At 37.1% G+C, this 26,412-nt stretch carries 19 protein-coding genes; 15 read left to right on the forward strand and 4 right to left on the reverse strand.

Going from position 1 to position 26,412, the window contains the following annotated elements; all coding sequences use genetic code 11:
- Positions 1-70: 70 nt before the first annotated feature.
- Entirely contained in the window at positions 71-1,420 is a 1,350-nt protein-coding gene (locus IHV10_RS10530; RefSeq protein WP_197128883.1) for a sugar transferase, read from the reverse strand.
- Positions 1,421-1,680: 260 nt separating this feature from the next.
- Here IHV10_RS10530 and IHV10_RS10535 point away from each other — a divergent pair, with 260 nt between their 5' ends.
- From IHV10_RS10535 to IHV10_RS10545, 3 genes are all read left to right on the forward strand, one after another.
- Positions 1,681-2,319, forward strand: a complete 639-nt coding sequence (locus tag IHV10_RS10535; RefSeq protein ID WP_197128884.1) for an HAD family hydrolase — start codon at positions 1,681-1,683, stop codon at positions 2,317-2,319.
- Positions 2,320-2,472: 153 nt separating this feature from the next.
- Positions 2,473-3,504 (forward strand): processed acidic surface protein, encoded by a 1,032-nt coding sequence (locus IHV10_RS10540; protein ID WP_197128885.1) that lies wholly within the window; start codon positions 2,473-2,475, stop codon positions 3,502-3,504.
- Between the two features lie 8 nt (positions 3,505-3,512).
- On the forward strand, positions 3,513-4,142 hold the full coding sequence (locus IHV10_RS10545) for a class D sortase (RefSeq protein ID WP_197128886.1): 630 nt from the start codon (positions 3,513-3,515) through the stop codon (positions 4,140-4,142).
- Between the two features lie 129 nt (positions 4,143-4,271).
- Here IHV10_RS10545 and IHV10_RS10550 read toward each other — a convergent pair whose 3' ends face one another.
- The gene (locus IHV10_RS10550) at positions 4,272-6,614 is read right to left on the reverse strand and encodes a triple tyrosine motif-containing protein (protein WP_197128888.1); all 2,343 of its coding nucleotides are present in this window, start codon (positions 6,612-6,614) and stop codon (positions 4,272-4,274) included.
- 221 nt (positions 6,615-6,835) lie between these two features.
- Here IHV10_RS10550 and IHV10_RS10555 point away from each other — a divergent pair, with 221 nt between their 5' ends.
- A complete protein-coding gene (locus IHV10_RS10555; RefSeq protein ID WP_197128890.1) occupies positions 6,836-9,622 on the forward strand; it encodes a SpoIID/LytB domain-containing protein in 2,787 nt (928 codons plus the stop codon).
- Between the two features lie 215 nt (positions 9,623-9,837).
- Positions 9,838-10,557, forward strand: a complete 720-nt coding sequence (locus IHV10_RS10560; protein WP_197128892.1) for a hypothetical protein — start codon at positions 9,838-9,840, stop codon at positions 10,555-10,557.
- Positions 10,558-10,788: 231 nt separating this feature from the next.
- Here IHV10_RS10560 and IHV10_RS10565 read toward each other — a convergent pair whose 3' ends face one another.
- Complete coding sequence (locus IHV10_RS10565) at positions 10,789-11,679, reverse strand: accessory Sec system S-layer assembly protein (protein WP_197128894.1); 891 nt, start codon at positions 11,677-11,679, stop codon at positions 10,789-10,791.
- 1 nt (position 11,680) lies between these two features.
- Positions 11,681-14,062 (reverse strand): accessory Sec system translocase SecA2, encoded by a 2,382-nt coding sequence (gene secA2 / locus IHV10_RS10570; protein ID WP_197128896.1) that lies wholly within the window; start codon positions 14,060-14,062, stop codon positions 11,681-11,683.
- 251 nt (positions 14,063-14,313) lie between these two features.
- Between secA2 and IHV10_RS10575 the strand changes: the two genes are divergently transcribed.
- The 10 genes from IHV10_RS10575 to IHV10_RS10620 all read left to right on the forward strand — a co-directional run bounded on the left by IHV10_RS10575 (position 14,314) and on the right by IHV10_RS10620 (position 26,374).
- Positions 14,314-15,600, forward strand: coding sequence for a lipopolysaccharide biosynthesis protein (locus IHV10_RS10575; protein WP_197128898.1), 1,287 nt, complete (start codon positions 14,314-14,316; stop codon positions 15,598-15,600).
- Positions 15,601-15,608: 8 nt separating this feature from the next.
- A complete protein-coding gene (locus IHV10_RS10580) occupies positions 15,609-16,616 on the forward strand; it encodes a polysialyltransferase family glycosyltransferase (protein ID WP_197128900.1) in 1,008 nt (335 codons plus the stop codon).
- Between the two features lie 29 nt (positions 16,617-16,645).
- The gene (locus IHV10_RS10585) at positions 16,646-17,872 is read left to right on the forward strand and encodes a hypothetical protein (RefSeq protein ID WP_197128902.1); all 1,227 of its coding nucleotides are present in this window, start codon (positions 16,646-16,648) and stop codon (positions 17,870-17,872) included.
- A gap of 25 nt (positions 17,873-17,897) precedes the next feature.
- Positions 17,898-18,902, forward strand: a complete 1,005-nt coding sequence (locus IHV10_RS10590; protein WP_197128904.1) for a UDP-N-acetylglucosamine 4,6-dehydratase family protein — start codon at positions 17,898-17,900, stop codon at positions 18,900-18,902.
- A 9-nt stretch (positions 18,903-18,911) separates the two neighbouring features.
- The gene (locus IHV10_RS10595; protein WP_197128906.1) at positions 18,912-19,604 is read left to right on the forward strand and encodes a cytidylyltransferase domain-containing protein; all 693 of its coding nucleotides are present in this window, start codon (positions 18,912-18,914) and stop codon (positions 19,602-19,604) included.
- A gap of 1 nt (position 19,605) precedes the next feature.
- Positions 19,606-20,640 (forward strand): N-acetylneuraminate synthase, encoded by a 1,035-nt coding sequence (neuB, locus tag IHV10_RS10600; protein WP_197128908.1) that lies wholly within the window; start codon positions 19,606-19,608, stop codon positions 20,638-20,640.
- A complete protein-coding gene (gene neuC, locus IHV10_RS10605) occupies positions 20,637-21,785 on the forward strand; it encodes a UDP-N-acetylglucosamine 2-epimerase (protein ID WP_231619502.1) in 1,149 nt (382 codons plus the stop codon). Before neuB ends, neuC begins: the two co-directional genes overlap by 4 nt.
- Before the next feature lie 9 nt (positions 21,786-21,794).
- Positions 21,795-22,403: an acetyltransferase gene (locus IHV10_RS10610; RefSeq protein WP_197128910.1), complete on the forward strand. Its 609-nt coding sequence runs from the start codon at positions 21,795-21,797 to the stop codon at positions 22,401-22,403.
- 26 nt (positions 22,404-22,429) lie between these two features.
- On the forward strand, positions 22,430-23,590 hold the full coding sequence (locus IHV10_RS10615; protein WP_197128912.1) for a DegT/DnrJ/EryC1/StrS family aminotransferase: 1,161 nt from the start codon (positions 22,430-22,432) through the stop codon (positions 23,588-23,590).
- 432 nt (positions 23,591-24,022) lie between these two features.
- A complete protein-coding gene (locus IHV10_RS10620) occupies positions 24,023-26,374 on the forward strand; it encodes an N-acetylmuramoyl-L-alanine amidase (RefSeq protein ID WP_197128914.1) in 2,352 nt (783 codons plus the stop codon).
- Positions 26,375-26,412 lie beyond the last annotated feature (38 nt).

A 26,412-nucleotide genomic window follows, 5' to 3' on the forward strand; every position in this document is an offset into this window, starting at 1 on the left:
TGATGATTATATTCTACCGTAATATCCAAAACATAGAAAAAGGACAGGAGTATTCTCCTGTCCTTTACTATTACATTTGTATAGTTTTTGTTTCTTTAGCCGGTTTTGTTGCTCCACCTTCTGCTTTCGTCTTATCAAGTACTACGTTAATCGTACGTAGCAGAATCACTAGATCCATCCAAAACGAATAGTTTCTGATGTAATACAGATCAAAGCGAAGTTTGTTTTCAACATCTGTTGTATATTTACCCATAATTTGAGCGTAACCCGTAATTCCTGGTTTAACTGTATTACGGTATTGGTATGATTTGTTGCTTTTCGTGAACTGCTGAATGAAAAACTCACGCTCAGGACGTGGTCCGATGATAGACATGTGTCCTGCTAGGACGTTAATTAATTGTGGCAGTTCATCAATACGTGTTGCACGTAGGAATCTACCAGCTCTTGTGATACGGTTATCGTTCTGTTCAGCTAGAGTAGGGCCAGTTAATGCTTCTGCATTCATAACCATTGATCGGAACTTATAGATCATGAATGGACGATTATGTCTTCCAGCTCTTTCTTGTTTGTAGAAGATCGTCCCTTTTGGTTCCTCTATCTTAATGGCAATAGCTGCTAGTAAGAAAAGAGGAGATAGAACAATCAGCATGATGAGTGACAAGGTGATATCAAACACGCGCTTCACTAATAGTTGATCAAATGTAAGTCCGAAAGGCTTAACACCAACAATCATCGTATCATCAAGTGATGTAATCACTGATTTAGAAACAAGTAAGTCATATAATGAAGGTACAACATAAACCAATTTATCATTTTTCATTGAATAAAAAATGAGTTTGGATTTTGTTTCTTCTGGGCAATCTGGGCCGATCATTAAGCAATCAGCGGATGAGAGAGCTTCAGCTACATCATCAAATGGAGAATCCGGACTGATTGTTTTTACAGACATGTTGTTTAATGAAGGATAGAGATATTTTAATTCATCTGTAGCTTCTCTTGTAACAAAAAGTACTGTTCCTTCATTACTTTTACGTGATGTATTCACTAGTATCAATTTAAACGAGATTAATAGAACGATTGATAACAAGTATGCGAGTAAGATAACGGAACGCGGTAAGGCGAACGCACGGAACATGAATGATGCTGCCATCGTAAAGAACATGATAAAAGTGGTTACGATGAAAATATTGCTGTAGATATCCCAAATGGTCTTACGGTGAAACGAGTACATTTCATAAGCGGCTAAGAAAAATAGACTTACAACGAGAATCCAAGGCAGGACAGCTAAAGATGCGTCCCAGTTTCGAACCTCAAGATCGGGTCTTCTTAGTAACAGGGCTATGAAATACGAAAGCGTAATGAGAACAAGATCTGTTAAAAGAACTGTTATCTTTTGTGTTGGTGATTCAATTTTATTCATTCATTAATTTCTCCTTATCTTGAAAACTATGTTCTGGAAGAAATGCGTTGACATGTTGAAAAATTTACTATATACAATGTAACGCTTAACCCTTTAAAAAACAAGTGAACATATGTTTATTCTCGACAATTTTTACAATACCCATTATGGAAATTTAGAAACCTGTCAAAGCATGTTTTAACAAGCTTAAAGGATTTATTCGAAAAAGTGCGAAATATGAATAAAATTACAAATTTATAGGGAAAGCAGTGAACCATTTTATGAAAGCCTTTATTTTTGATTTTGATGGAACAATCGCAGATACATTACCTGTTTGTTTTTATGCCTTTCAGTCTGTTTTTAAGGAATATGACCAAAAAGACGTTACGGAAAAAGACATTATTCATATGTTTGGTCCTTCTGAAACAGGAATTATTCGTGAAAATTTAACTCATCCGAATACAGATGAAGCCATTGAAAGATATTACTTACATTATGAAGAAAAACACGATGAGTTAGTTCATAACAACAAACAAATGCATGATTTTTTATCCCTTTTAAAAGAAGACGGATATTTGTTAGGAATTGTTACAGGTAAAGCGAAAAGAAGCTTAGATCTTTCATTAGAAAAATTAAGTATGAATAAATATTTTGACGTATATATTTCAGGTGATGATGTAAATCTTCCTAAACCACATCCGGAAGGTGTTTTAAAAGCTATAGAAATGTTAGGTGTATCTAAAGATGATGTAGCTTTCATTGGAGATAGTGATGCGGATATTTCTGCAGGGAAAGCAGCTGAGGTTGTTACGATTGGTGTTCATTGGCTGCCTACTGTTCAATCTTCTACTTTTAAGGATAAACCAGACCATTACATGAAAGACATTCCAACATTTAAACAATTGTTTAAAATAAATTAAAGAACTACGTATAAAAGTCCTATTTAAAACAAGATAAACCCTTTAAAATAGCGTGATGTCGAAATTTGTCTACAATATTATATATATTATTTTGTGCCTACGAATTATACTATATTAGTAAAATATAAACATATTTTGGCAGGAGGCTATTTCGTGAAAAAATGGGTAGGGTTAGTTTTAGCAATGGCAATGATTTTAGGGTTTTTCTCATCACCATCACCAGCATCAGCAGCGATCGACGAGACAGATTTGGATGCTTATTTAAAAGAAGTGAGTGCAGAGCGTGGATGGGATACACTTACAGCAGATGATTTTAATGAGTACTTAAATACATACAGCTTTCTTGAAGATGGTGTAGATGAGTTCGGTTCAATCGAAGAGATGAAAGAATACTTAGGTGAAGTTATTTTAGCTGACTTAAGTAATGTAGATCAACTTAGTGAAGAATACGAAACAGATGTTGTAAAAGTATTAGAAGAAAACGGGGACTCTGTAGAAAACTATCTTTATGTAGATGACCTTGATTTCGCTGTGATGGACTACATCGGTTATGAGTGGGAAGATGAAGAGATGTTCGATGAAGAATTTCTAAGTTTCTTAGCTGACACTTTTGCTTTAACTGGCGATGAAATAGAGCGTTTAGTAGCTCACTTAGAAATGCTTGATGAAGAGTTAAGCATGCCTGAGAATGAAGAAAGACTAAATGAAATTGCTAATCGCATGATGGCTTTCCAAGATTTTGAGAGTGTAAGTGAACTGACAGATGATCAGGTTTCAGAACTTTTATACTTAACAAGTGAGTTAATGAAGATTTTGAAGCTTGACGGAGAAATTTATCTACTAGATGAAGACGGAAATAAAACGTCTATTAGCTATAAAGAACTAATCTTTATGGATGATTTAAAGGGATATAGTGTTTTAGTAGAGTTATATAGTGCAGTGGACGGAGAATTTCTAGCTGATTTTATTCTTACAGCTGACATGTTTGATTCTGAAATCATTACGGATACAGGGAAAGAAATCAAAGAAACACCTGTAGCAGCAAAGCCTCAAAAACCTGCTAAAACTGTGAATGGTGCAAAGCTTCCGAAAACAGCTGGATACCATGTTGATTACATGATTCTTGGAGCAGGGATGCTAGCTCTTGGATTATGGGTTAGACGTCGTGCAATTTCAGTAAAATAGGAATTGATATGAGAAAAAAATGGATCCTGCTTATCCTTTCAGTGGCATTGATCTCTGGTGGTATATGGTTTTCTTCCACTAGCCTCTATCAGTTATCAAAGGGATATCTGATGTTCAAGTTTGGTTCAGAAAAAACGTTTACCAAAACTAACGAAAAGGTGCAGGCTACAGATCATGCTAAAGAAAGTGGAAAGAAAAATAATCTACCATTATATCAAGTACGACCAAAAATAGGAGAGCAGATGGGAGAGTTAAGAATTCCGAAGCTAGATGCTGCTCTACCTATTTATCATGGTACGAATGAGGATGAACTAGAAAAAGGGGTTGGCCACTTTGCAGACAGCGTACTGCCAGGTGAAAAAGACAATTCTGTACTTTCAGGTCATCGTGATACAGTTTTTCGCAAATTAGGTGAAGTGGGAAAAGGCGACTTATTAGTTGTAGAGACTACTGCGGGCACTTTTACGTATAAAGTTAGAAAAGTGCGTATCGTTGATAAGGATGACCGCTCAGTGATCGTTTCAATGCCTCGCGCAACTCTAACGGTAAGTACATGTTATCCCTTTACCTTTGTAGGTGCTGCTCCTGATCGTTATGTATTAGTGGCCTATTTAGTAAAAAGTGAACTTAATCAGTAGGTTCAACTTATTAAAACAACCGAAATTTTATTTTTCGGTTGTTTTTTTTTCATTGAATACTATAAAACGGATATCTTGGTATAAAAAAAGAGGAACCATAAAACATGGTGACCTCTTTCTATATACTAACTATTTAATTGTATAGTTCAGTGCCTTATAACTATCATATGAACGAGTTGAATAACGATCTTTTACATGTACTGAAATTTTATAGTTTCCTTTTGCAGTAGGTTTCCAATCGAATGTGGTTGAAGTAGAGAAGTCTTTTAACACATGCCACTTCACGCCATCATGTACCCAATATTTATATAACTTCTCTGTTCCGCCCGAAGCTGAAGCTTTAATCTGTATGTTTTTTCCTACTAATTGAGGACTTGCTAGACTTGTAGTAAGTGATTGCATGACAGGTCCATCGATTACTTTAAACATCATCTGTTTATATGAATCGTATGACTTCATACTATTTTGGTCTTTAGCGTGCACCACCAATTTATAATCCCCTGTAAACTTAGGAATCCATCTAATGGTTGATGTTGGAGAATAATCCTGGAGCGTTGTCCAAACACCATTATGGTATTCAAAGAATTTATAAAGTTTTTCAGAGCCGCCTGTGGCAGAGGCAGCTAATGGAATGCTTGAATAAACAGACCGTGGTGCAGACAGCTGGCTCAAAAAGTCATTGAGTAGAACCGAAGCCGATCCAATTTTATATTCGAACGCTTTGTAATCATCATAGGATTTGCTCGAATTGCGGTCTTTTACATGAACGCTGACCTTATAATTTCCTTCTGTAGCAGGACTCCATTTTACTGAGCTTGCTGTAGAATAATCTTGGAGTACTTTCCATTGGCCATTTTCAAGAATCCAGAATTTATACATCCGTTCAGTTCCACCTTCAGCGGCTGCATTGATGGAAATGGACGAACCTGCTGGCTGAGGCGTTGGTTTATCCGTTGTTACATTGATTATTTTAACAGGCTCGCTATTTTTAAGCTCTACTTGCACTCCATCTGTTTTGTTGCCTAATCCATCAACTGCTTTTAGCGTATATACAGCATCACCGGTAAAATCATCTATATAGATAGTAGATGGAGAAGTTCCAACCCAATCTCCGTTTTTATATACCTCAACAAATTTAACTTCATTATTAGGGTAGTTCCATTTTAATAAGACTTGATTATTTTCAATTGAAATCATGGGCTGTGATACTTCTTCGCGTTCTATGTTTCCATTAATAGTAGTTGTGTATGGCTCATTTTCATTTTTTAAAACTTGAATAGCTAAGGAATTACCTGAGAAATCACCCCAGCGCCATAGCTTGCCATCTTTTTGTATAGCTACGACGTGTTGAAAACCAGGAGAGAAGGCGTAAACGTCATCAAGAATTTCATTATTTATTGACTTCACATAAGCAGGAACTTTTTCGTTGGTTGTCACATTACCTTGCCCCAGTTGTCCAAACTGATTTCTGCCCCAGGAAAGAATTTTGGAATCAAAAGTTAAAGCATATGAGCTATATCCTGATGCATTTAATGCTTTTATTTGAGTTAGTCGCTCGTTGTTGCTATCAAGAACAAACCCTGGATACATTTGAGGCGTTGAAGAAGTACTACCGTTTCCTAACTGACCATACGTATTGTTTCCCCAAGTCATTACTTCGTTTTTATTTGTTAGTGCTAGAGAGTGATCACCGCCTCCCTGAATACTGATGATTCCGGAGAGAACTTTTTTGTCTTCCGTTAAAATAGGTAATGCTTTTGTGTTATACATCTTTGGTGTAACAGAAAGCTGGTTTCCTCTGTTCCATCCCCATCCGTAAACGGATCCGTCCTTCTTCAAAGCAAGAGTATGCCAAGCACCTGATGAGATTGAAATCACATCTTTTAAAGGAGTTCCGTCCTCTATGATGACCTGCTGTGGATAGGGAGTATTCTCTGTCTTCCCATTACCTAGTTGACCATATGAATTATACCCCCATGTCCAAACTGTCCCATCATCTTTTAACGCGGTCATGTGAGAATCGCCAGATGAAATCATAGTAGCACCGGTGAAAGGTGTTCCATCTAAGTTTTGAATGGTATTGTATTTGGAGTAATTCCAGTCGTTCCAATACCCACCCAAATTACCATCATAGGTAAAAACCTGTCCCCAAAAACGTAACGTTCCATCTTCCATCATGGCGAGTGTAAAGTAATTTGATTTCGATGAAGAAAACATCTTAACATTTTGAGCTAGTGTATGGTCTATAAAGCCGATCTGTTCAGGATAGCGGATACTAGCATAAGAATCTTTATAGCCTAATTGATGGTATTGGTTGTCTCCCCATCCAAAAGCATTCCCATCTTGGTCTACTAAATAAGAATGTCTAGCCCCTCCATAAACTTCTGGATCGGCTGACACTTCCAAAACCTGCACACTCAAACCTAAAAATATACTTAACCCTGCCGATAATAATAATGGCCTTATTTTCAATCGAATCCCCCATCCCTATATATTCTAAGATAATTTTACCTCCAATCGTATTGGATTAAAATACCTATTTTAAAAGTTAATTCCTTGTAATATCAGACTTTGATCACCCGCATGTGGAAAATTTTTCTTTAATTTTACTATTTTATCTTGTTTATGAAAAAATAGATTACTATACTATTAATATGCAAAATTAGTATATTTATGTAGAAAGAGGGGCGGAAATGAAGAAATTTGTAGTATTATTCTTTGTACTTATGGGGCTGTTGATATCTCCACATCTTGCAACAAATGCATCAGCAGAAGTACATAATGAGGTTGTTAATGTTAAGCTTCAAAATCAAAACTATGTGGGGACCAAAACTAGTATTTCACTTGGAGTAACGGGAAAATACATAGTAGATAGTGACCGTAGAACCCTTTCCGGGACAGATTATGTAATCAAAGCAGAATCTGGTGTGTTGAATCTGTATAAAGGATCAACACTCGTTAAATCATACGGTTCAACGTTTTCTATGCATCCAGAAAAGTATGGAACGGATCATTACGCAACAATTGAAAACACGAAATATACTGGTGTTTTTACGTTTGTAGTAGAAAGCGGTAAATATGTAAGGCCAATTAATACGCTTTTAATGGAGGATTACGTTAAAGGGGTAACTCCTAGAGAAATGCATGGAACGTGGAACGTTAATACATTAAAAGCGGGAACATTAGCTGCAAGAACATATGCCATGCGCAACGCAGGAAAGACATTAGTCGATACACAAGCAAACCAAGTATACGGGGGATTTACTTGGTATGATAATTCAAACCGTGCTGTTAATGAAACAAATGGGGAAGTTCTTAAATATAATGGTAGATTTGCAGAAACACTTTACTATTCTAGTAATGGTGGAATGATGTTGTCTAACACGAATACATATGGAACACCTCTTTATGCGTACTTTACAAAAAAACAAGACCCGTATGACGTACAGAGCGGTAAAAATACAAACTGGTCTTACAGTATCAAAAAACAACAGATCAGCATGTTAGGTCGAGACTTATCCAAACCAGAACTTTGGTGGAATTCGGCTGCCGAAGCTGACGCTACATTCATAAAGAATTTAAAAGCTGCACTTATTGGAACACAGATTGCGTCAAACTCAGACATTCGCATCATAAACGTAACAGGAATTAACTTTAAAACTTCCTTCACAGCAGAGGATTTATTAACAGGCTATATTGATATTGAGTATTACAGAAAGAAAACAGATACCAATCAGTTCATTAAGGATTCAACGGGTAAACTCCTAAAACATAGTATTCGTTATGAAGATCGAAGTAATGATATTCGGAGTCTTGTTGGCACGTATACGATGAAAAGTCCTTATGTTAAATCAATAACAGCGGATTTAGAGAAATTTACTGTGAACGGCGGAGGATTTGGTCACGGTATCGGTATGAGCCAATGGGGCGCATACGTAATGGGGAACGAAGGTATTTCTTATAAGGATATTCTGTCTTACTATTATCCGAACACAACGATTGTAAAGGAAAGCTACAACTATCCAGCTGTGAGCATGGGTGCAGTTAATGCTAATGTTTCAAGCCCTCAAGCAGCTAATACAGCAATTACGCTATCTGCTGAAGCATATGGCGGATATGATAAAGTTTACCGTTTTTATGTTCAAGAAGGAACGGAGTGGAGGATGCTCCAAGATTACTCCACAAAAAACACTTACACTTGGGTTCCAAAAGAAGGTGGAAACTACAAGTTCAGCGTTCATGTAAAAGATAAGTTTTCTGCGAAAAACTACGACACTTATGGAGCTCTAAGTTATAGCATCCTTTCTAATGTAGATATGAAGAGTGTTACATCAGACAAGCCATCACCTCAATTAGCAGGTACACCTATTAAAGTGACTGCTAATGCAGATGGTGGAAAAGAAAAACTTTACAAGTTTAATCTTTTAAAAGACGGTGTATGGACTGTTGCACAAGAATATTCATCTCTGAACACTTTCAACTGGACACCTTCTGTTTCAGGGGACTATAAGTTCAGTGTTCATGTTAAGGATGCTGGTTCATCAAAGAGCTATGATGATTATGGAACTCTAACTTATAAGATTTCAACTAAAGCCACTGAACCGGTTGTGATGCAAAGTGTTTCAACAGATAAAGTAAGCCCCCAACTAGCAAACACACTAATTAACATTTCTGCAAATGCTACAGGCGGTGCTACTAAGCTGTATAAGTTCAACATCTATGACGGTAAAACGTGGAAAGTGAGTCAAGATTACAGCACAAAGAACACGTATGCATGGAAGCCTACTGCAGCAGGACTTTATAAAGTAAGCGTGCATGTAAAAGACCAATCATCATCAAAAAGCTATGACTCATACAAAGCCTTTGATTATAAGATTACAGAATCAACGTCAGGTCAGTTTGGTACACCAATTACGATTGAAAGTGTTGTAACAGATAAAGTGTCCCCTCAGGCGGCTAATACTTCGATTAAGGTAACAGCGAATGCAAAAGGTGGTACAACTAAACTGTACAAGTTTTGGGTCTCAAAAGATGGTGGAGCATTTGTAAGAATGCAAGATTATTCTACAAATAACACGTACAATTGGAAACCTGCTTTAGCAGGAAATTATAAAATTAACGTACATGTAAAAGATCAAGCTTCTAGCAAGTCATATGATGTGTACAAAGTGATTGATTACAAGGTAACACAAGGTCAAGTGGTTGTTCAGAGTGTTAAAGCTGATATTGCTTCACCACAACGTATTCATACAGCAATTAATATAACAGCAAATGCAACAGGCGGAGAGTCACTTTTATACAAGTTTAATGTTTATGATGGTATGGAGTGGTCCGTTTTAAAAGAGTACTCATCAGAGAAAACATTAAGATGGCTACCCACTAAACCAGGCTCATACAAGTTCAGTGTACACGTAAAAGATGCAAAGTCATCCAAAGCATACGACCATTATGGTGTGATGTTCTATAACGTTACAAATTAATAACGTAACTAGCTGCTCCAAAAGACACTTCGGATGTCCTTTTGGGGCACTTGTTTTTTTGCTTATTATTTATTGGACTGAATTCCAAATAGAAGTAAATATAGTTATCCATTTAAATGTAAACAACATGTATAGAAAGAGCGGTCCTTGTTGAACATTGTGAATAGCGAGTGGTAATATGATAGATGAACGTTGTGAGATGAAAGGGAATGAATATGAAAACAAAATGGAAATGGATTGTATTTAGTATCATTGCAATTGCAGCGACCTTTTTAATAAAGAACCCCTATTATGATGCATCGCATGATGACAAAGTAGTAACAGAAAATACGGTTAAAAAGGCACGAGAGGCGTCTGTTAAATTAAGAGAATCTTATAAGGATAAGAATATTTATCTGAATGGAATTGATGCCCCATATAATAAAACGAGAACCGAATACGCGCATGCTATAGGTATGGTGAACGAACTCGAAAAAGGTGAGCGCAAAACAAGATTAAAAGGACAACTGAAATCAGTTGAAAAAGAGATAGAGACAGCAAATACCTTTAATAAAGCAGTTCGTGCCGGTAAGATCTTGTTGACGGCTCAACAAAAAGCAGAAGAGGTTCATGTGAGAGATCCTTTTGATATCAAAGCAGCTGTAAAATCACAAAAAGAACTCGAAGAAACGATAGACAAACAATCTAAAGTATTTACTGAGATCCCTTTTAGTTATGTTCAGAAAGATATGAAAGTTACGTATGTATATCCTGCTATGCAATTTAATCGAGATGCCATTTTTTACGTGGAAGGATTAGCTTTATTAGATGAAGCAAAACAAAACCAGGTAGAAAGTGAAAAAATGAAATACGTCGATCAAGCAATTATTAAAGCAAAGGGAATAAAACATAAAAAACTTAAAGCGAACTTAGAAAATAAGATCAAGGATATATAAGAATGAAGAGCGGGGTGTTTAGATGCACACCGCTTTTTTATATGCGTTATATGAGATTGTCTTTTGGAGGCATTTCTTTTCTAAAAGATTGTTGTGTTCATATCCTTTTCTCCTTTGATATTGATGGAAGTGGAAGGTAAGAGACTCCTGCGGGACAGGCCGACAGGTGAAACGTACGAAGTTTACGAAAAAATATAAAAGACCAAAGCATCAACTTTGGTCTTTTATATTTTAATTTGATGAAGGAACAAGCACTTTCCATCCACTAAAGTCGTCCGGCATATGCTGAACCAAGCTTTCAGGAAAAATAAAAGTCCATGGTTTACTGCAGAAAGGGTTTACTGAGAAAGCTTCTAATTGAAAGACGCCTGAAGCTAAGCTTATGCCATCAGCACTAGTCAATTGCAAAGGCAGTTGAGATAAATCGATTTTTTTACTTGTTCCATTACGAATTAAAAGAGTTACAGCAATACCATTTTCCATCGCTTTTTCTGCTTTTAATCCAAAAAGATTTACTTCTTCGTTCTTTAAAGGTGTCAGTGTCGAAATTAATTTTTTTAAATTTTCTTTTTCGTCTGCACTCAAGCGTTCTTCCCAAGAAGCTTCAAGTTCAAGTGTTTCGGAAGTTGGACGCTGTTTTTGCAGCTCAAATGCAAGTTTCCAGTCTGATAAATTCCATTCTGATAATGGAACCTGGAAATCTTCAGGTTCAAATAAAAATTTCCATGGTATGGACGAAGAGGGAGGCAATTCTCCCAACATATTAAAATCAAATACTTTACGAGCAAGAATTCGATCACATGAATCCATGACTAACAGAATCACTTCTTCAAAGCGAATCTTCGAAGGTAGTGTATTTCGAATAAAGCCTTCAATAATGGCAGAATCATTAAACACCATGAGGTCATACCCATTAATTGAGATCTGATTTGGTTGTAAATTAGGCAACAATTGGTGGTAATATTGAAAAACATATTTTTCTTGTGGACTAACCACAACGGCAGGATGAACAAATAATTCAGTTTTTCCTGCTTTTTCTTCTATAACCGTTTCCTCAAGAGGATTGTTGAATTCTTTAGAAGAGGAATCAGTTTCTTTTTTTCTTTTTAATAATGACCACATACTAAACCTCCATGGTGCTTAATGCTTGATCGTTTATATTCTGATTAAATTCCATCTGCAACAATAGTTTTACTCGATTCAAAATTTCTTTGTTTAAATCAAAAGTCATATCTTTGAAAAGGGCAAAGCCATTTTTCTCAAATGCACGAGTCGGATCTTCTTGACCATAACTGTGCAGGTTAATTCCTTCTTTTAAGTTTTGCATATTTTCAAGGTGTCGAATCCAATTCTGATCCAGCGTCTGTAAATATACGCCACGAACCTGTTCACTCTGACAGAGTTGAAGCAGTTCTTCCTGTTCGAATGCATGTTTTACTTTTAAAAGAAACTCAGCTTCGATTTCATAGCGTTCTTTTCCTTTTACATCTTCCATGTTAATAGGTTCGAAGGGAAGGATTTCTGCTAGTTGTTTAACAAGTTGGTATAGGTTCCATTCTTCGGCAACCAATTCTTCCTGACATTCTTGTTCAATAATCATCAGCCCTGTTGAACGCAAGGTTTCTTCTGCTCGATTACGAATGTTATCTGTTTCTAGCAGTTCATTTCTGAGCTTATAGATCGTGTCTCTTTGATTTTCAATAACGCTTTCTAATTTCAACATATGAGAACGAGACGAATAATGGATACTCTCAATCGCTTCTTGTACATTTGAAATATACTTGATCGCTTTAGGAGACATTACTTGGCCGTTTTCATCTGTCTTTACTTTTTTCTTCCAATTCTCGATAAGCTCTTGATCGTATAGATTGAATAATTCGTCTTCAAGCGAAATAACAAATTGAGTTGTTCCAGGATCACCTTGACGACCTGCACGGCCTCTTAATTGGTTATCGATTCTACGGCTTTCATGACGCTCTGTTCCAAGAATAAAAAGGCCGCCAGCTTGCTTTACCTTTTCATCTAGCATGATATCTGTCCCGCGACCTGCCATATTAGTAGCAATGGTAATCATGCCTTGTTTTCCAGCTTTTGAGATCATTTCTGCTTCTAATTCTTCACTCTTAGCATTAAGTAGCTGATGAGGAATCTTAGCCTGCTTAAGACCTTCAGCAAGCTTTTCTGACTGCTCGATCGAAGTTGTACCGATTAATACGGGTCTTTTCTCTTTGTATAGTTCTTTAACCGTATCAATGATTTTCTTATATTTCTGTTCTGATGTTTCATATACAACGTCTTCTAAGTCAATTCGCTGTCTATCGCGATTCGTAGGGATGACAGAGACAGCAAGACCGTATGTTTGAAGAAATTCATCCTTATCCGTAAGCGCTGTTCCTGTTAAACCAGACAGCGACTTATATAATTGGAAGTAGTTTTGGATGGTGATCGTCGCAAATGTTTGGTTCTCTTCTGTAATTTCAACGCCTTCTTTTGCTTCGATGGCTTGGTGAAGTCCATTGCTATAGCTGCGACCGTCCATCACTCTACCCGTAAATTGGTCTACAAGCATAATTTTGCCTTCTCGAATGATATAATCGATATCTTTGCGCATGATTACTAAGGCTTTGAGTGACTGATTTACAAAGTGGTTAAGAAGTTGATGTTCTGCATCATACAAATTATTGATTCCGAAAGCACGTTCGATCTTGTTAGCGCCCTCATCTGTCAGAAACACTTGCTTTGTATTTACTTCTAAGTTGTAATCAACATCATTTTTAAAATTTTCTACAACAAGAGCTGTTACTTTAAACAAATTCGCCGATTCACTTGATTTACTTGCAATTACAAGTGGTGTTTTCGCCTCATCGATCAAAATACTATCTACTTCGTCAATAAGAGCAAAATGAAGAGGACGTTGAACGCGTTGAGAGATATCCTGTACCATATTATCTCGCAGATAATCAAAACCAAATTCACTGCCAGTTCCATATGTAAGATCACACAAGTATGCCTGCTGTTTTTCAACAGGGTCCATTTGCGAAATATTTAAACCTACAGTTAAACCTAAAAATTCATGGATTTTGCCAATTGTTTCATAGTCTCGATTGGCTAAATATTCATTAACGGTAATAACATGAGCGCCTTTACCTTCTAAAGCTTTTACGTAACTTGGAAATGCCGCTACTAAAGTTTTACCTTCCCCCGTTTGCATTTCAGCAATTTCATTATTTAATAAAGCTAGACCACCTATGAGCTGGACATCGTATGCTCTCAGACCAAGAACACGAAAAGCCGCTTCTCGAACCGTTGCGAAAGCTTCTTCAGAGATCTCTTCGATAGATTGACCATTAGAAAGAGCCTCTTTAAACAGAGACGTTTTTTCTTTCAACTCTAAATCAGAAAGTTTTTGATAAGAAGATTCTAATTTATTAATTGTTTCTATAGATTTTTTAAATCTTTTAAATGTCTTATTAGACTCACTTGATGCCTTTAACCCCAATAACATAATTCATCTCCCAATTCATTACAATATTAGTGAAATTATAACATAAAATACTAAATTTTAGAGATGTATTGGAATAATTTTATATTTATATAACATTTTTCATATAGGACCTATAATCAATCTTTCTACGAAGAAGTATTGAGTGGATATAGTTAGTTTAAAATGAAGATATACAGTGGTATGATTATGATGATTTTGAAAAAAAACATGTCGAAAGAAAAGACGAAACAAAATTGCGAGGAAAGCGATACATGAAATACTCACCAAAGATTAAAAAACTTCTGACGAATAAATTTTTTGTGAACTCATTCTGGTATACGTTTGCAACGATGTTACCTCCGCTAACAGGTATTATCCTTTTACCGGTTTTCACGAAATATTTTACGCCAGGAGAATATGGAATTTTCACAACCGTCCAGTCTTATGTTTGGATTCTGCAGCTTCTAATGATTCTTTCATTACATGGAGCCATAACTAGACTGTATTACGATTACAAAGAAAACAGTAAAGAACAAAAAGAATATCTGGGATCTGTAGTAATGTTTACAGTGGTGTTCGCAGGTTTAATTTCCGCTTTACTTCTATTATTAAAGCCAATCGTTGGACCATTATTATTTAAAAATATTCCCATCGACCCTTACTATGATATCTTAATATATTTTGCATTATCGTCTTCTTTATCTCTAGTTCCAATGGCCATCCTACGTGCGCAGGAGAGAGCAAAGTCATTCGTTGTCATTAATATTATTAAAAGTGTCATTGTTATGGCCGTTACAAGTATCGCTGTGATCTTTATGAATAAGGGGCCGGAAGCGGCATTGTTTTCGTTTATCATAGCAGGAATCGGAACGGGGTTAGGATACATAGGTGTCCTCTACAAGAGTGTTCGACTGTCCTTCAAAAAGCAGTATATTAAACAGAGCTTGGCCTTCAGTATTCCTTTATTGCCACATGTTATAAGCGGATGGGCGATTACTGCTTCGAGTCGATTCATCTTGGAGAAATTTGTTTCTCTTGACGAACTTGGAAGGTTTTCACTAGCGGCTCAAATGGCAATGGTTTTGGGAATGCTATATACAGGTGTGAATAACGCTTTCGTTCCTCGTTATACGAGATTAATGAAAGACGCAAAAGAGAATGAAGCGAATAAAATTATGAAATATTTCCAAGTAGGTGTCATTGTACTTGGGGTTCTGGCTATCATCTTTTCGTTATTAGTTATTGAGTGGCTGCTCCCGCCGAAATATAATGGTGTAAGTGGAATACTTATCTTTTTACTAACAGCTGAAATTGTAAGAGGATTTTATTTTGTTGTCGTAGCCCGATTATTTTATATCAAGAACACTAAGATCGTAGGAATTAGCAGTGTTTCAGCTGCAACCGTCAACGTAGGAGTCAATTTGATCTTAATTCCCATTATTGGAGTATGGGGCGCTGTAGTCGCAGCGATAGCGGCAGAATTAACTCGATTTCTTTTTAACCTTTATCAAGAGAGAAGATATCTGAACAAAAAGTTGCAAGCTGAAAGCCAGGAGTGAAAGAAGCTATGAACATATTTATGATTGAATCGCCCTTACAGTTAATTAATGCAATAGAAGCAAAGCACCATTTTTCTATTAAAAAAGAAAAAGCAGTTCTTTTAATCCTGCAGGCAGAGAATGAGAATACCATGAAACAGATAGCAAACATGGTTTCAAAGGAAGAGTGGGCAGATGTACAGATTATCGGAAGCGGAACGGGAAAAGTAACGTGGGTTACTCGTCTGTTCAGCTTGCGTAATGTTGTTAAACGATATCACCAAGTTGATTATATTTTTATTGGAGACTATCGCTCAGACATCATGCGAGATTTTGTTGTGTCTGTTAATCATAAGAAAGTCTATCTCCTCGACGATGGTAACGTGACCATCCGCATGTTTGAGATGATCTCAAACGGAAGATTGCCACAAGATTCAGGGGCCAAATTCATCATTAAATCGGTATTTAAAAAAGTATTAACCCCAAAAGCACCAAAAAATAACGAAATAACCAATATAGCGTTCTTTACGACCTTTGATCTAAAATCAGATCACATCGAGATCGTCAAAAACAATTATGAATACTTTAGTTCGATCAGTAAGAATCAAGAAAAGAAGCCTGTATTTTTCTTTTTGGGCGCACCGCTTAGCGAGAAAAATGTTATGGCTAGTGAAGAGAGATACATTGATTATTTGCGCCAAGTAAAACGGTATCTACAAGATACAGAAATGGTTTATATCCCTCATCGAAGTGAAAGTCCTGAAAAGTTGGACAAGATAAAAAATGAACTGAACATTTCAGTCACAACGATTCATACGTGTATCGAATTTGAACTTTCAAAAAATTCTTATCTACCAGAAGGATTAGGCTCTTTTTATTCATCTGCTTTAGGAACATGTCATCAGATTTTTAAGGATTTGATCGAGATTAAAGCTTTTTATCTGCAACCTCAAGATCTTGCTGAAAAGAACCAGCCAGAAATAGAAAAGATCTACCGTTACTATGGGGAGTTTATGGATGTTGTTAAGGATTACTAAAACAGAATGCTGCAGTTGGAGGAAATGAAATGTTTTTTTATAGCTTTGCCCCGTGGGTGTTGTTTTTAATATTTGTTTATATTGCATATAAAAAAGACCTGCTTAAAAGTTTCTCAGGTGCCTTTTATGTTACGGTAACCTTCATGATTCTTCCAGCAGGGCTTTTCTATGCTTTTGGTGGTGAGCGATATTACGTCCCGAATGAGGACAGTATAAAATGGTTCAGCATCTATATGAGTATTTTATACGTAGCGATGATCGCCGGTCTATTTGTTCAGTACAAAGTGAAACAAATATTTCTAGAACGAGATTTTAAACTTTCAGAAGGATTTCAAAATTACACCTATATCAAATGGATCAGTGTTATCGTATTTTCCGTTTGTTTTATCTATGTGATCACTTTTGCAGACAAGATTCCACTAATACAGCTCGTATTAGGGAAGACGCTGCAAACTTCGTTTAGCCGTCCTGATGTTGCTGGTGGCATTCCTTTCTTTTATACGTTTACGATTGTAGCAAATACGGTTATTCCGTTTTTCTTAATCTTAATGCTAAGTAAGAAGAATTTCTTTAAAGTAAACAATCGTACATTGTTGATCGTATTTACACTTATGGCTGTTATCTTTACTTCTGTTGCTCTTAATAAAAATACTTTATTCCTTATCATTATCTTTTTCATTCTGTATGTCATTAAAAGCCGTAAGCGTTTTGTGTATCTCTTTTCAGCAGGCTTTGTATTCGTCGTCTATTATTTTGCTACTAAGGTATTTTTTAACGCAGGTGAGAACCCTTATAGTGCTTTTACGTTCGTCGAAAGTATCTTAAAACGAATCTTTGTTACACAAGGTGCTGGTCTTACAACTCGAATCGAATTTGAAGACAGACCATTACCTGACGATACCTCTATTAAACGATATATTTTTGAACGTATGTATGGAAAAGAAGGCGGAAGTGCTCCAACCATTTTCTTTGGAGATAATATCATGACCGAATCTCTTCTTGTAACAGCCATACTAATCATAGTTGTTACATTATTCTTCTTTGCGCTTGCGGGAATGACGGATGGATTGTATCAAAAATCAAGAAAAGTTGAGTTTTTAGCACTGGGCTATGTTGTTTTTTATGGAGGACATTTATTAGGAATTTCAGAAGTTCAAAGCTTTGGTCTTCGAACATTACTTCCTATTGCATTGATAGCTGCTTTATATCTGACAGATAAGCTAGTGGACAAGACACAGCTTTTTAACAAAAATTAAGTAAAACATGAGGATTGGTGATTGTATGTTAGAAGGAAAGAAAGTTCTGATTACAGGTGGGACAGGTTCAATAGGAAGCGAGATCGTTCGACAAGTACTTGCTCAAAACCCTGCCGTTGTTCGTATTTTTAGCAGAGATGAATCTAAGCAGTTTGCACTTCAGCATGAGCTTTCAGATTTCACAAACGTGCGATACCTCGTTGGTGATATCAGAGACAAGAATCGATTAAATTATGCAACGAAAGATATTGATGTCATCTTTCATGCTGCTGCTCTTAAGCATGTTCCTTCTTGTGAATACAATCCTTTTGAGGCAGTAAAAACAAATGTGATCGGCGTACAAAATATCATTGAAGCAGCGATCGAGAATAACGTAGAACGCGTTGTTTCTATAAGTACAGATAAAGTGGTAAACCCTATGAATACGATGGGTGCTACTAAACTTCTTTCAGAGCGTCTGATTTTAGCTGCTGAATACTATAAGGGTTCAGCAAGAACGATTTTCTCTTGTGTTCGATTTGGAAATGTTATGGGCTCTAGAGGTTCGGTTATTCCATTGTTTAAAATGCAGATTGAAGAAGGTAAACCTGTTACGCTAACAGATCGAGAAATGACACGATTCATGATGTCTATCCCACAAGCAGCAAGACTTGTATTACGAGCGGCTGAACTTGCAAAGGGCGGAGAAGTATTCGTATTGAAAATGCCTGTTCTGAAGATTGAAGATCTAGCACAAACACTGATTGACGACTATAAAGAGAAACGTAAGGCTACCGACGTTTCTGACATAGTAGAAGTTGGAGTGCGTCCTGGTGAAAAAGTGTACGAAGAATTGATGACGCTAGAAGAATCCGAAAGAGCCTATGAGAATGAGATCATGTATGCGATCTATTCACATTTAGATGCTGATTGGCAAGCACCTGCAGGTTTCAAAAAGGCAGATCGAAAAGCATATTCTTCACATAACAGTCCATTGATCACAAAGCAAGAAATCTTTGAACTTATTGATGAGCAAGGACTTACCTTTTAGGAGGATCTTATGAATATTGTCGCTATCATCCCTGCTAGAGGTGGATCTAAGGGCCTGAAAAGAAAAAATGTTCTGCCCTTGAATGGAAAGCCGCTGATCGCGTATTCCATTGAAGCTGCATTGAAGCTTGATAATGTATCAAGAGTGATTGTCTCTACGGATGATGAGGAAATCGCAGAAATCGCAAAGCAATGGGGTGCAGAAGTGCCTTTTCTTCGACCTGAATATTTGGCATCTGACACTGCAACAACAATAGATGTATTAAAGCATACAATTGATTTCTTAAAAGAAAATGAAGGCTTTGAGACGGACCATGTTCTTCTCTTACAACCTACCTCTCCGCTCAGATCAGAGCAACATGCAAGAGAGGCACTTGATCTTTATTTACAGTCGGATTGTCCTGTTGTTAGTGTCTCGTTAGCAGACACACATCCATTCTTAATGAGGGTCAAAAAGGAGAATTACCTGATTCCTTTTATGGAACTTCCTGATCAAAAGGCGACTCGTAGACAGGACCTTCCTGAAGTGTATGAGCTGAATGGGGCGATCTATCTTACAGATCATCATCATCTCATGATTGAGAATGCAATCTATACTGACAAGGTCATTCCCTATGTGATGGATAAAAGATCATCCGTTGATATAGATGATGAAATAGATTTTAAGTTAGCAGAAGTACTCTTAATAGATGGAGCTGTTTAATATGTTTCAAATTGGTGATAAAAAAATTGGTCACGGTGAACCTGCTTATATCATTGCTGAGATTGGTGTAAACCATAACGGAGATATGCAGCTTGCTAAACAATCAATTAAAAAAGCAGCAGAAATTGGTGCAGATGCTGTTAAGTTTCAAACGTTCAACAGCAAGAAGCTTGTATCGAAGTATGCTGTAAAAGCAAAGTATCAAACACAGAATACGAGTTCTGAGGAATCTCAGTTAGATATGCTAAAAAAACTCGAACTGTCGTATGAAGATCATATTGAGTTAAAGGACTATTGCGAACAGCTTGGAATTGAGTTTCTTTCAACTCCGTTCGATCCGGATAGCGCGAAGTTCCTTAATGAGATCGGTGTACATGCTTTTAAGATCGGATCAGGTGACCTAACTAACCTGCCACTTTTACAAGAGATAAGCACATACAAGCGACCGGTTCTCTTATCTACAGGTATGGGTAACCTCACTGAAGTAGAGGAAGCAATCGAGGCATTAAAAGGAACAGAGACTGCGATCCTGCATTGTACGTCTAACTATCCGACACCATGTGAAGATGTTAACCTGCGCGTGATGAATACGATGGAACAAGCTTTCGGAAAAATAGTAGGTTATTCTGATCACACGCTAGGCTACGAAGTAACCGTAGCCGCCGTAACATTGGGTGCTAAAGTGATTGAAAAGCATTTTACTCTAGATCGCGACCTGCCAGGACCTGATCATAAAGCATCGATGAATCCTGAAGAGTTTGCTGAGCTTGTGCAAGCTATTCGTAATGTCGAGAAAAGCTTAGGTGATGGAATCAAGCGTTGCATGCCTTCGGAAGAAGATACTAAATCAGTAGCACGAAAAAGCCTTGTTGTTCAGGAAGATTTACAGCCAGGAGATGTTTTAACAGAAGAGAACTTAACTGTAAAACGACCAGGAACAGGGATTCCGCCTAAATACTTTTCACTATTGATCGGTAAAACAGTGAAAACTGAAATCAAAGAAGATAATGTTCTAACTTGGAATGATGTTCTATGAGTATTGAAAAAATCACAATCGTAACAGGAACTCGAGCAGATTATGGCATCTATCACCCTGTACTTCAACGGTTGGAACAAGATCCTAACTTTCAAGTGAACTTGCTTGTTACAGGGATGCATCTGTCTCCGCAGTACGGTATGACGGTAAACGAGATCGAAAAAGACGGTTTTGATATTTTAGGAAAAGTAGATATGCTTCTTCAAGGTGACTCGGATGCCAACATGTCGAAAGGAATAGGCATTGGAATCCTCGGAATGACCCAGCTATTAGAGCAGGCAAGACCAGACCTTTTGATTGTTTTGGGGGACAGAGGTGAGATGCTAGCAGCGAGCATTGCTGCAGCACACCTTAACATACCGATCGCTCATTTTCATGGTGGAGAAGTATCCGGTTCCATTGATGAGTCAGTGCGTCATTCTATCTCAAAGTTTTCACACATCCACTTTCCTGCTACTGAAAAAAGTGCGGAACGACTTCGTAAAATGGGTGAGGATGAGTGGAGAGTGTATCCAGTAGGAGCACCTCGTATTGAAACGATACAAAATGCCGAGCTCAAGAGCTGGAATGAAGTGAAAGCAGAGTATGCTCTTAAAGCAGAAGAAGACTACATTCTTTTAGTTTTTCATCCCGTAACGACAGAGATTCTGGGAATAGAACAACAGGTGAGGGCTGTATTGGATGCTGTTGAGAAAACGAATAGATCTGTCGTTTGCATCATGCCAAATTCAGATGCGGGAACAGAACATATCTTGCGCATCTACAAACAATATCAAAATCACCCACGCTTTGATTTTGTTACAAACTTTCAGCATCTCGATTACTTAACAGTGTTGAAGCATTGCTTGGCTTTAGTAGGAAACTCATCATCTGGAATTATAGAAGCTGCTTCTTTCTCAAAACCTGTTTTGAATATTGGCTCAAGACAAAATGGTCGTGAAAGAAGTGGAAATGTTATAGATGTTCAGCCGAATGATGATGCGATCTCTCAAGGGTTAGAAAAAGTTCTTTCCCAAGACTTTGTTGAAGAAGTGAGAATCATGCATAATGTTTATGGAGATGGCACGACAAGCTCGAAGGTAGCTGAGATTATAAAGAAGATTGATGTTAACGAACATCTTCTTCAAAAGAAAATCTCTTATTAGGAGGTCCACATGGTTGTAATCATTGGTGCTGGTGGACATGCAAAAGTCGTTTTGGATATCCTTAGGGCGAGCGGTCAAGAGATTGCAGGATTTTATGATGATCATCCAGAAGCAAAGTTAGAGGATCTTCCTCTTTTAGGAAAGATTAACGAGATCTCAAATTCTGAACATCAACATATTATTGCGATTGGTAACAATAACGTAAGAGAGACAATTGCATCTCAACTACGTCAATTGAGCTGTAGTATCGGATCTGCCATACATCCATCTGCTGTAATCGGTAGTCATGTAAAGATCGGTGATGGAACAGTCGTGATGGCTAACAGTGTTATTAATCATTCGGCTGAGATCGGAGAACATTGCATCATTAATACAGCTGCAACGGTAGATCATGATTGTAAGATCAGTGATTTTGTTCACCTTTCTCCTGGCGTTCACCTTGCTGGTAATGTATCTGTTGGATCGAATGCCCACATAGGTATTGGTTCTTCGATTATTCAATCGGTAAAGGTTGGAGAGCGAGCAGTGGTTGGGGCAGGAGCAGCTGTTATTCATGATATTCCTGATCACACCGTAGCAGTAGGATGCCCAGCGAAGGTCATTAAATTAAATAAGTAAATCTTATGAGAAAGCAGGTTGTAAAAATGTCTGCAAACGATAGAATCTTATTATCTACTCCCCATATGAGTGGGAATGAACAAAAATATATTAACGAAGCATTTGAAACGAACTGGATTGCTCCACTTGGACCAAACGTTGATTTATTTGAAAAAGAAATCTCTGATTATGTTGGATCAAAAGATGCTGCCGCGATCAGTTCGGGAACAGCAGGTATTCATCTTGCACTAGATCTACTAGGCGTAAAAAGTGGTGACACTGTGTTCTGTTCTTCTTTAACATTTATCGCGAGTGCAAATCCCATTCTTTATTGTGGAGCGATTCCAGTATTTATCGACTCAGAGCGTGAGAGCTGGAACATGTCACCGATTGCTCTTGAAAAAGCGTTTAAAGAAGCGGAAGAAACGAACACTCTGCCAAAAGCAGTAATCGTTGTTAACTTATACGGACAGAGTGCTGATATGGATCCGATACAAGAAATCTGTGATCGCTATGACGTACCTATTGTCGAAGATGCTGCTGAATCACTTGGAGCAACTTACAAAGATAAAGCGAGTGGTACAATAGGAAAGTATGGTATCTTTTCTTTTAACGGAAATAAGATCATTACAACATCTGGCGGTGGGATGCTTGTATCAGATGATACAGAAGCATTAAGTAGAGCTCGTTTCCTTGCGACACAAGCTAGAGATCAAGCACCTCATTACCAACACAGCAAGATGGGCTATAACTATCGTATGAGTAATATTCTTGCGGGTGTAGGAAGAGCTCAATTAGAGGTATTAGATGAAAGAGTAAACGCGAGAAGAGAAGTCTTTGATCGCTATAAGATTGCTTTCTCAGAAATTGATGCGATTGAAATGATGCCAGAAGCTGAATTTGGCCGATCTACAAGATGGCTGACAGCTCTGACAATCAACCCTGAGAAAACCACGCTTAAGCCGATGGACCTTATAAACTATTTAAATGAGCACAATATTGAAGCACGTCCTGTGTGGAAGCCGTTGCATCTTCAACCTTTATTTGATGGAATAAAGTACTTTACACACGGTGAAGAGAGTATCTCTGATTATCTATTTTATAATGGTGTGTGCTTGCCTTCTGGATCGAATATGACAGTAGAGCAACAACAGCGAGTGATTGAACAAGTGAAGAAGTGCTTCGTATCAGAGAGCGCTAAAATATAATCTAATTCATATTGAAAGCAGATTCCAAAGTATCTTTGGGGTCTGTTTTTTTTTGTCTTTCTTCCTATGTTTATTTTTATGTAAAAGCTATTATATTTCGATTGATTAACACTGTAGCCTTAACATTTTATGCTGGAGTGATTCGGTTATATAGGCTTGGAATTACAAAAAGAATGGATAATTAAATCACTGATAACTACTAAATTCCTATAAAATTAGAAAATTTTAGAATTTTTTATCCTAATTACCTTCCATAAAAATGGAAAACATTATAAAATTATAGAAGATTTTGTAGGAAAATGTCTAAATAACAAAATCTATCTGACGATAATATTGTTGGAATAGAAATTTCCAAAAAAGGGGGAGAGAGGGATTTACTTCGACCAAGTTTGATCATGGTAAAGGAAAATCATAAAGGGTAAGGGGAACGTAATGCGTAATAAACTATCAATATTATCCATTCTTTTTGTATTTATGTTTATGTCTGTTTATCATCCTAAAGTGGATGCAAGTCTTGCAAAAGGACAAGTTACCACTTTAACAGTTGGTACTCCATTAACAGCAGGTAAAGCTATATCAATTTCTTCTGTTGCTAAAAGTCCGAATCAAGCATTGTATAAATTTCATGTTCAAGACAAGAAGTCAGGAACTTGGACAGTGATTAAAGATTATTCTTCTATTTCTTCAACAACGTGGACTCCAAAATCAGAAGGCTCTTACCGCGTAGTTGTTCATGTGAGAGATAGTAAGAGCAATGCTTCATATGACTCTTATACGTATAAAGACGTTGTTGTAAATTCAGGTATTTCAAAAGCAAAAGTGTCCGCCATGACAGTAGGAAATCCGCTTGTAATCGGAAGTTCTACAATGGTAAAAGCAACAGCTTCCAGTCATAATCAACCGCTTTATAAGTATCTTCTCGGAAACAGAACAACAAACGAGTGGACGGTGTTAAAGGATTATTCAACATCTTCATCCTATTCATGGGTTCCACAAAAAGAAGGTACATTTAGAGTGGTTGTACATGTGAAAGATAGTAAAAGTACTGCTTCATACGACTCTTATGACTATAGGGATGTTGGAGTATCTTCTGCATATACGGCATTTGCAAAGAGTTTGAACGTAAAAAAAATGGCTTATGTGGGTTACAAAGAAACAATTTTAGGTAGTGCAGAGAGCACATCACATGCGCTGTATAAATTTTTCTTGAATAACCGTGACACAGGTGAATGGGTAACTTTACAGGAGTATGCAAGCAACTCTAAACTCTCCTACACACCTTCAAAACCAGGTAATTACCGCATTGTTATGCATGTGAAAGATGAAAAGAGCAAAAAGGATTATGATCACTACCGTTTTGAAGACATTACGATTAAGAATCTTTCAAAAGCAGAGGTTGAGCCGTTACAGACTACAGAAGACCTTTTCTTAAATCCTGCTAACGTAATTACGGCAACGGCAAAGTCAGATAACACAGCTCTTTATAAGTTTATAGTGAAACATCCAGATCAGACGTGGGAGACTCTGCAAGAATTTTCTCCTAACGGAAAAATCACTTGGAAGCCTTCAAAGCTAGGTGATTACCGATTAGTTGTACATGTGAAAGACAGTTATAGCAAGAATACGTATGATAATTATACGTTTAAAGATGTTGAAGTAAAAGAACATCCTACAGCGAATTATCAAGAATTCAAAACAGACAGAGCGTTTTATTATGCTAATCAAACCACTAAAATTACTCATGTTGCAAAGAGTTCAATTACTGCACAATATAAAACAGTCGTTAAGAACCAAGCAACTGGTGTTGAAACAGTTCTGCAGAATTTTGATTCAAAATCACAAATCAATTGGACACCGAACAAACCAGGAATTTATCTCGTTAAAGTGTATGCAAAGGACCAGTACAGTCCAAAAGCATATGACGATTTTTATGAGAAAACCCTAACAGTAACAGAAGCTCCTAAAGCAAAGCTAACGACATTTGCCATGAATGCTACAGCCTTTTATTCAAATAAAACATATCCTGTAACAGCTGCAGCTTCCTCTTCTAACGGTGCTCTGTACAAGTTTACCGTTAAAGACGAAGCAACGGGCAAATGGACCATTTTAAAAGACTACAGCATGATCAGTACTTACAATTGGGTTCCTAAATATAAAGGGAAATACAGAATGGTTGTTCATGTGAAGGATCGTTATTCAAATGCTGCATATGACGATTATGAATTTAAAGACATCACCGTTACAAAGATCACAAAAGTTGTGATCGATGCCGGACATGGTGGCAGTGATCCTGGGGCGATTGGGAGCAATAAAACACATGAAGCGGACTTAACATTAGACATTTCGCAGCGTGTTGTAAAAATGCTTAACGAACAATCAGACTTTATAGGACTTACTACGAGAGATACAGACAAATATGTAACGTTGGGCGATAGAGTAGCTTTTGCTAACAGTCAAAATGCCGATCTGTTTATGTCGATCCACTACAATTCGAGTACAAGCAAGGATGCTCATGGAACGGAAACGTATATCTATTACAACTCAGATCCTACATTTGGAAAAATCATTCATAAACATCTGATTGCAGCGACAGGGTTACGAGATAGAGGGTTAAAAGAAAGTAATTTTTATGTTATTAAAAATACAAAAATGCCAGCTGCCCTTGTTGAAATTGCATTTGTCAGCAATCCAACAGAAGAAAAGTTAGCTAATACAACTGCATTCAAAGATAAAGTATCACGCGCATTAGCGGATGCACTTATCGAATATGCGTCATTGCGATAGAATAGAGTTGCTCTTCGGAGCACTCTTTTTTTGATTGT

Source organism: Fictibacillus sp. 5RED26, assembly GCF_015903895.1.
Taxonomy (GTDB): domain Bacteria; phylum Bacillota; class Bacilli; order Bacillales; family Fictibacillaceae; genus Fictibacillus; species Fictibacillus phosphorivorans.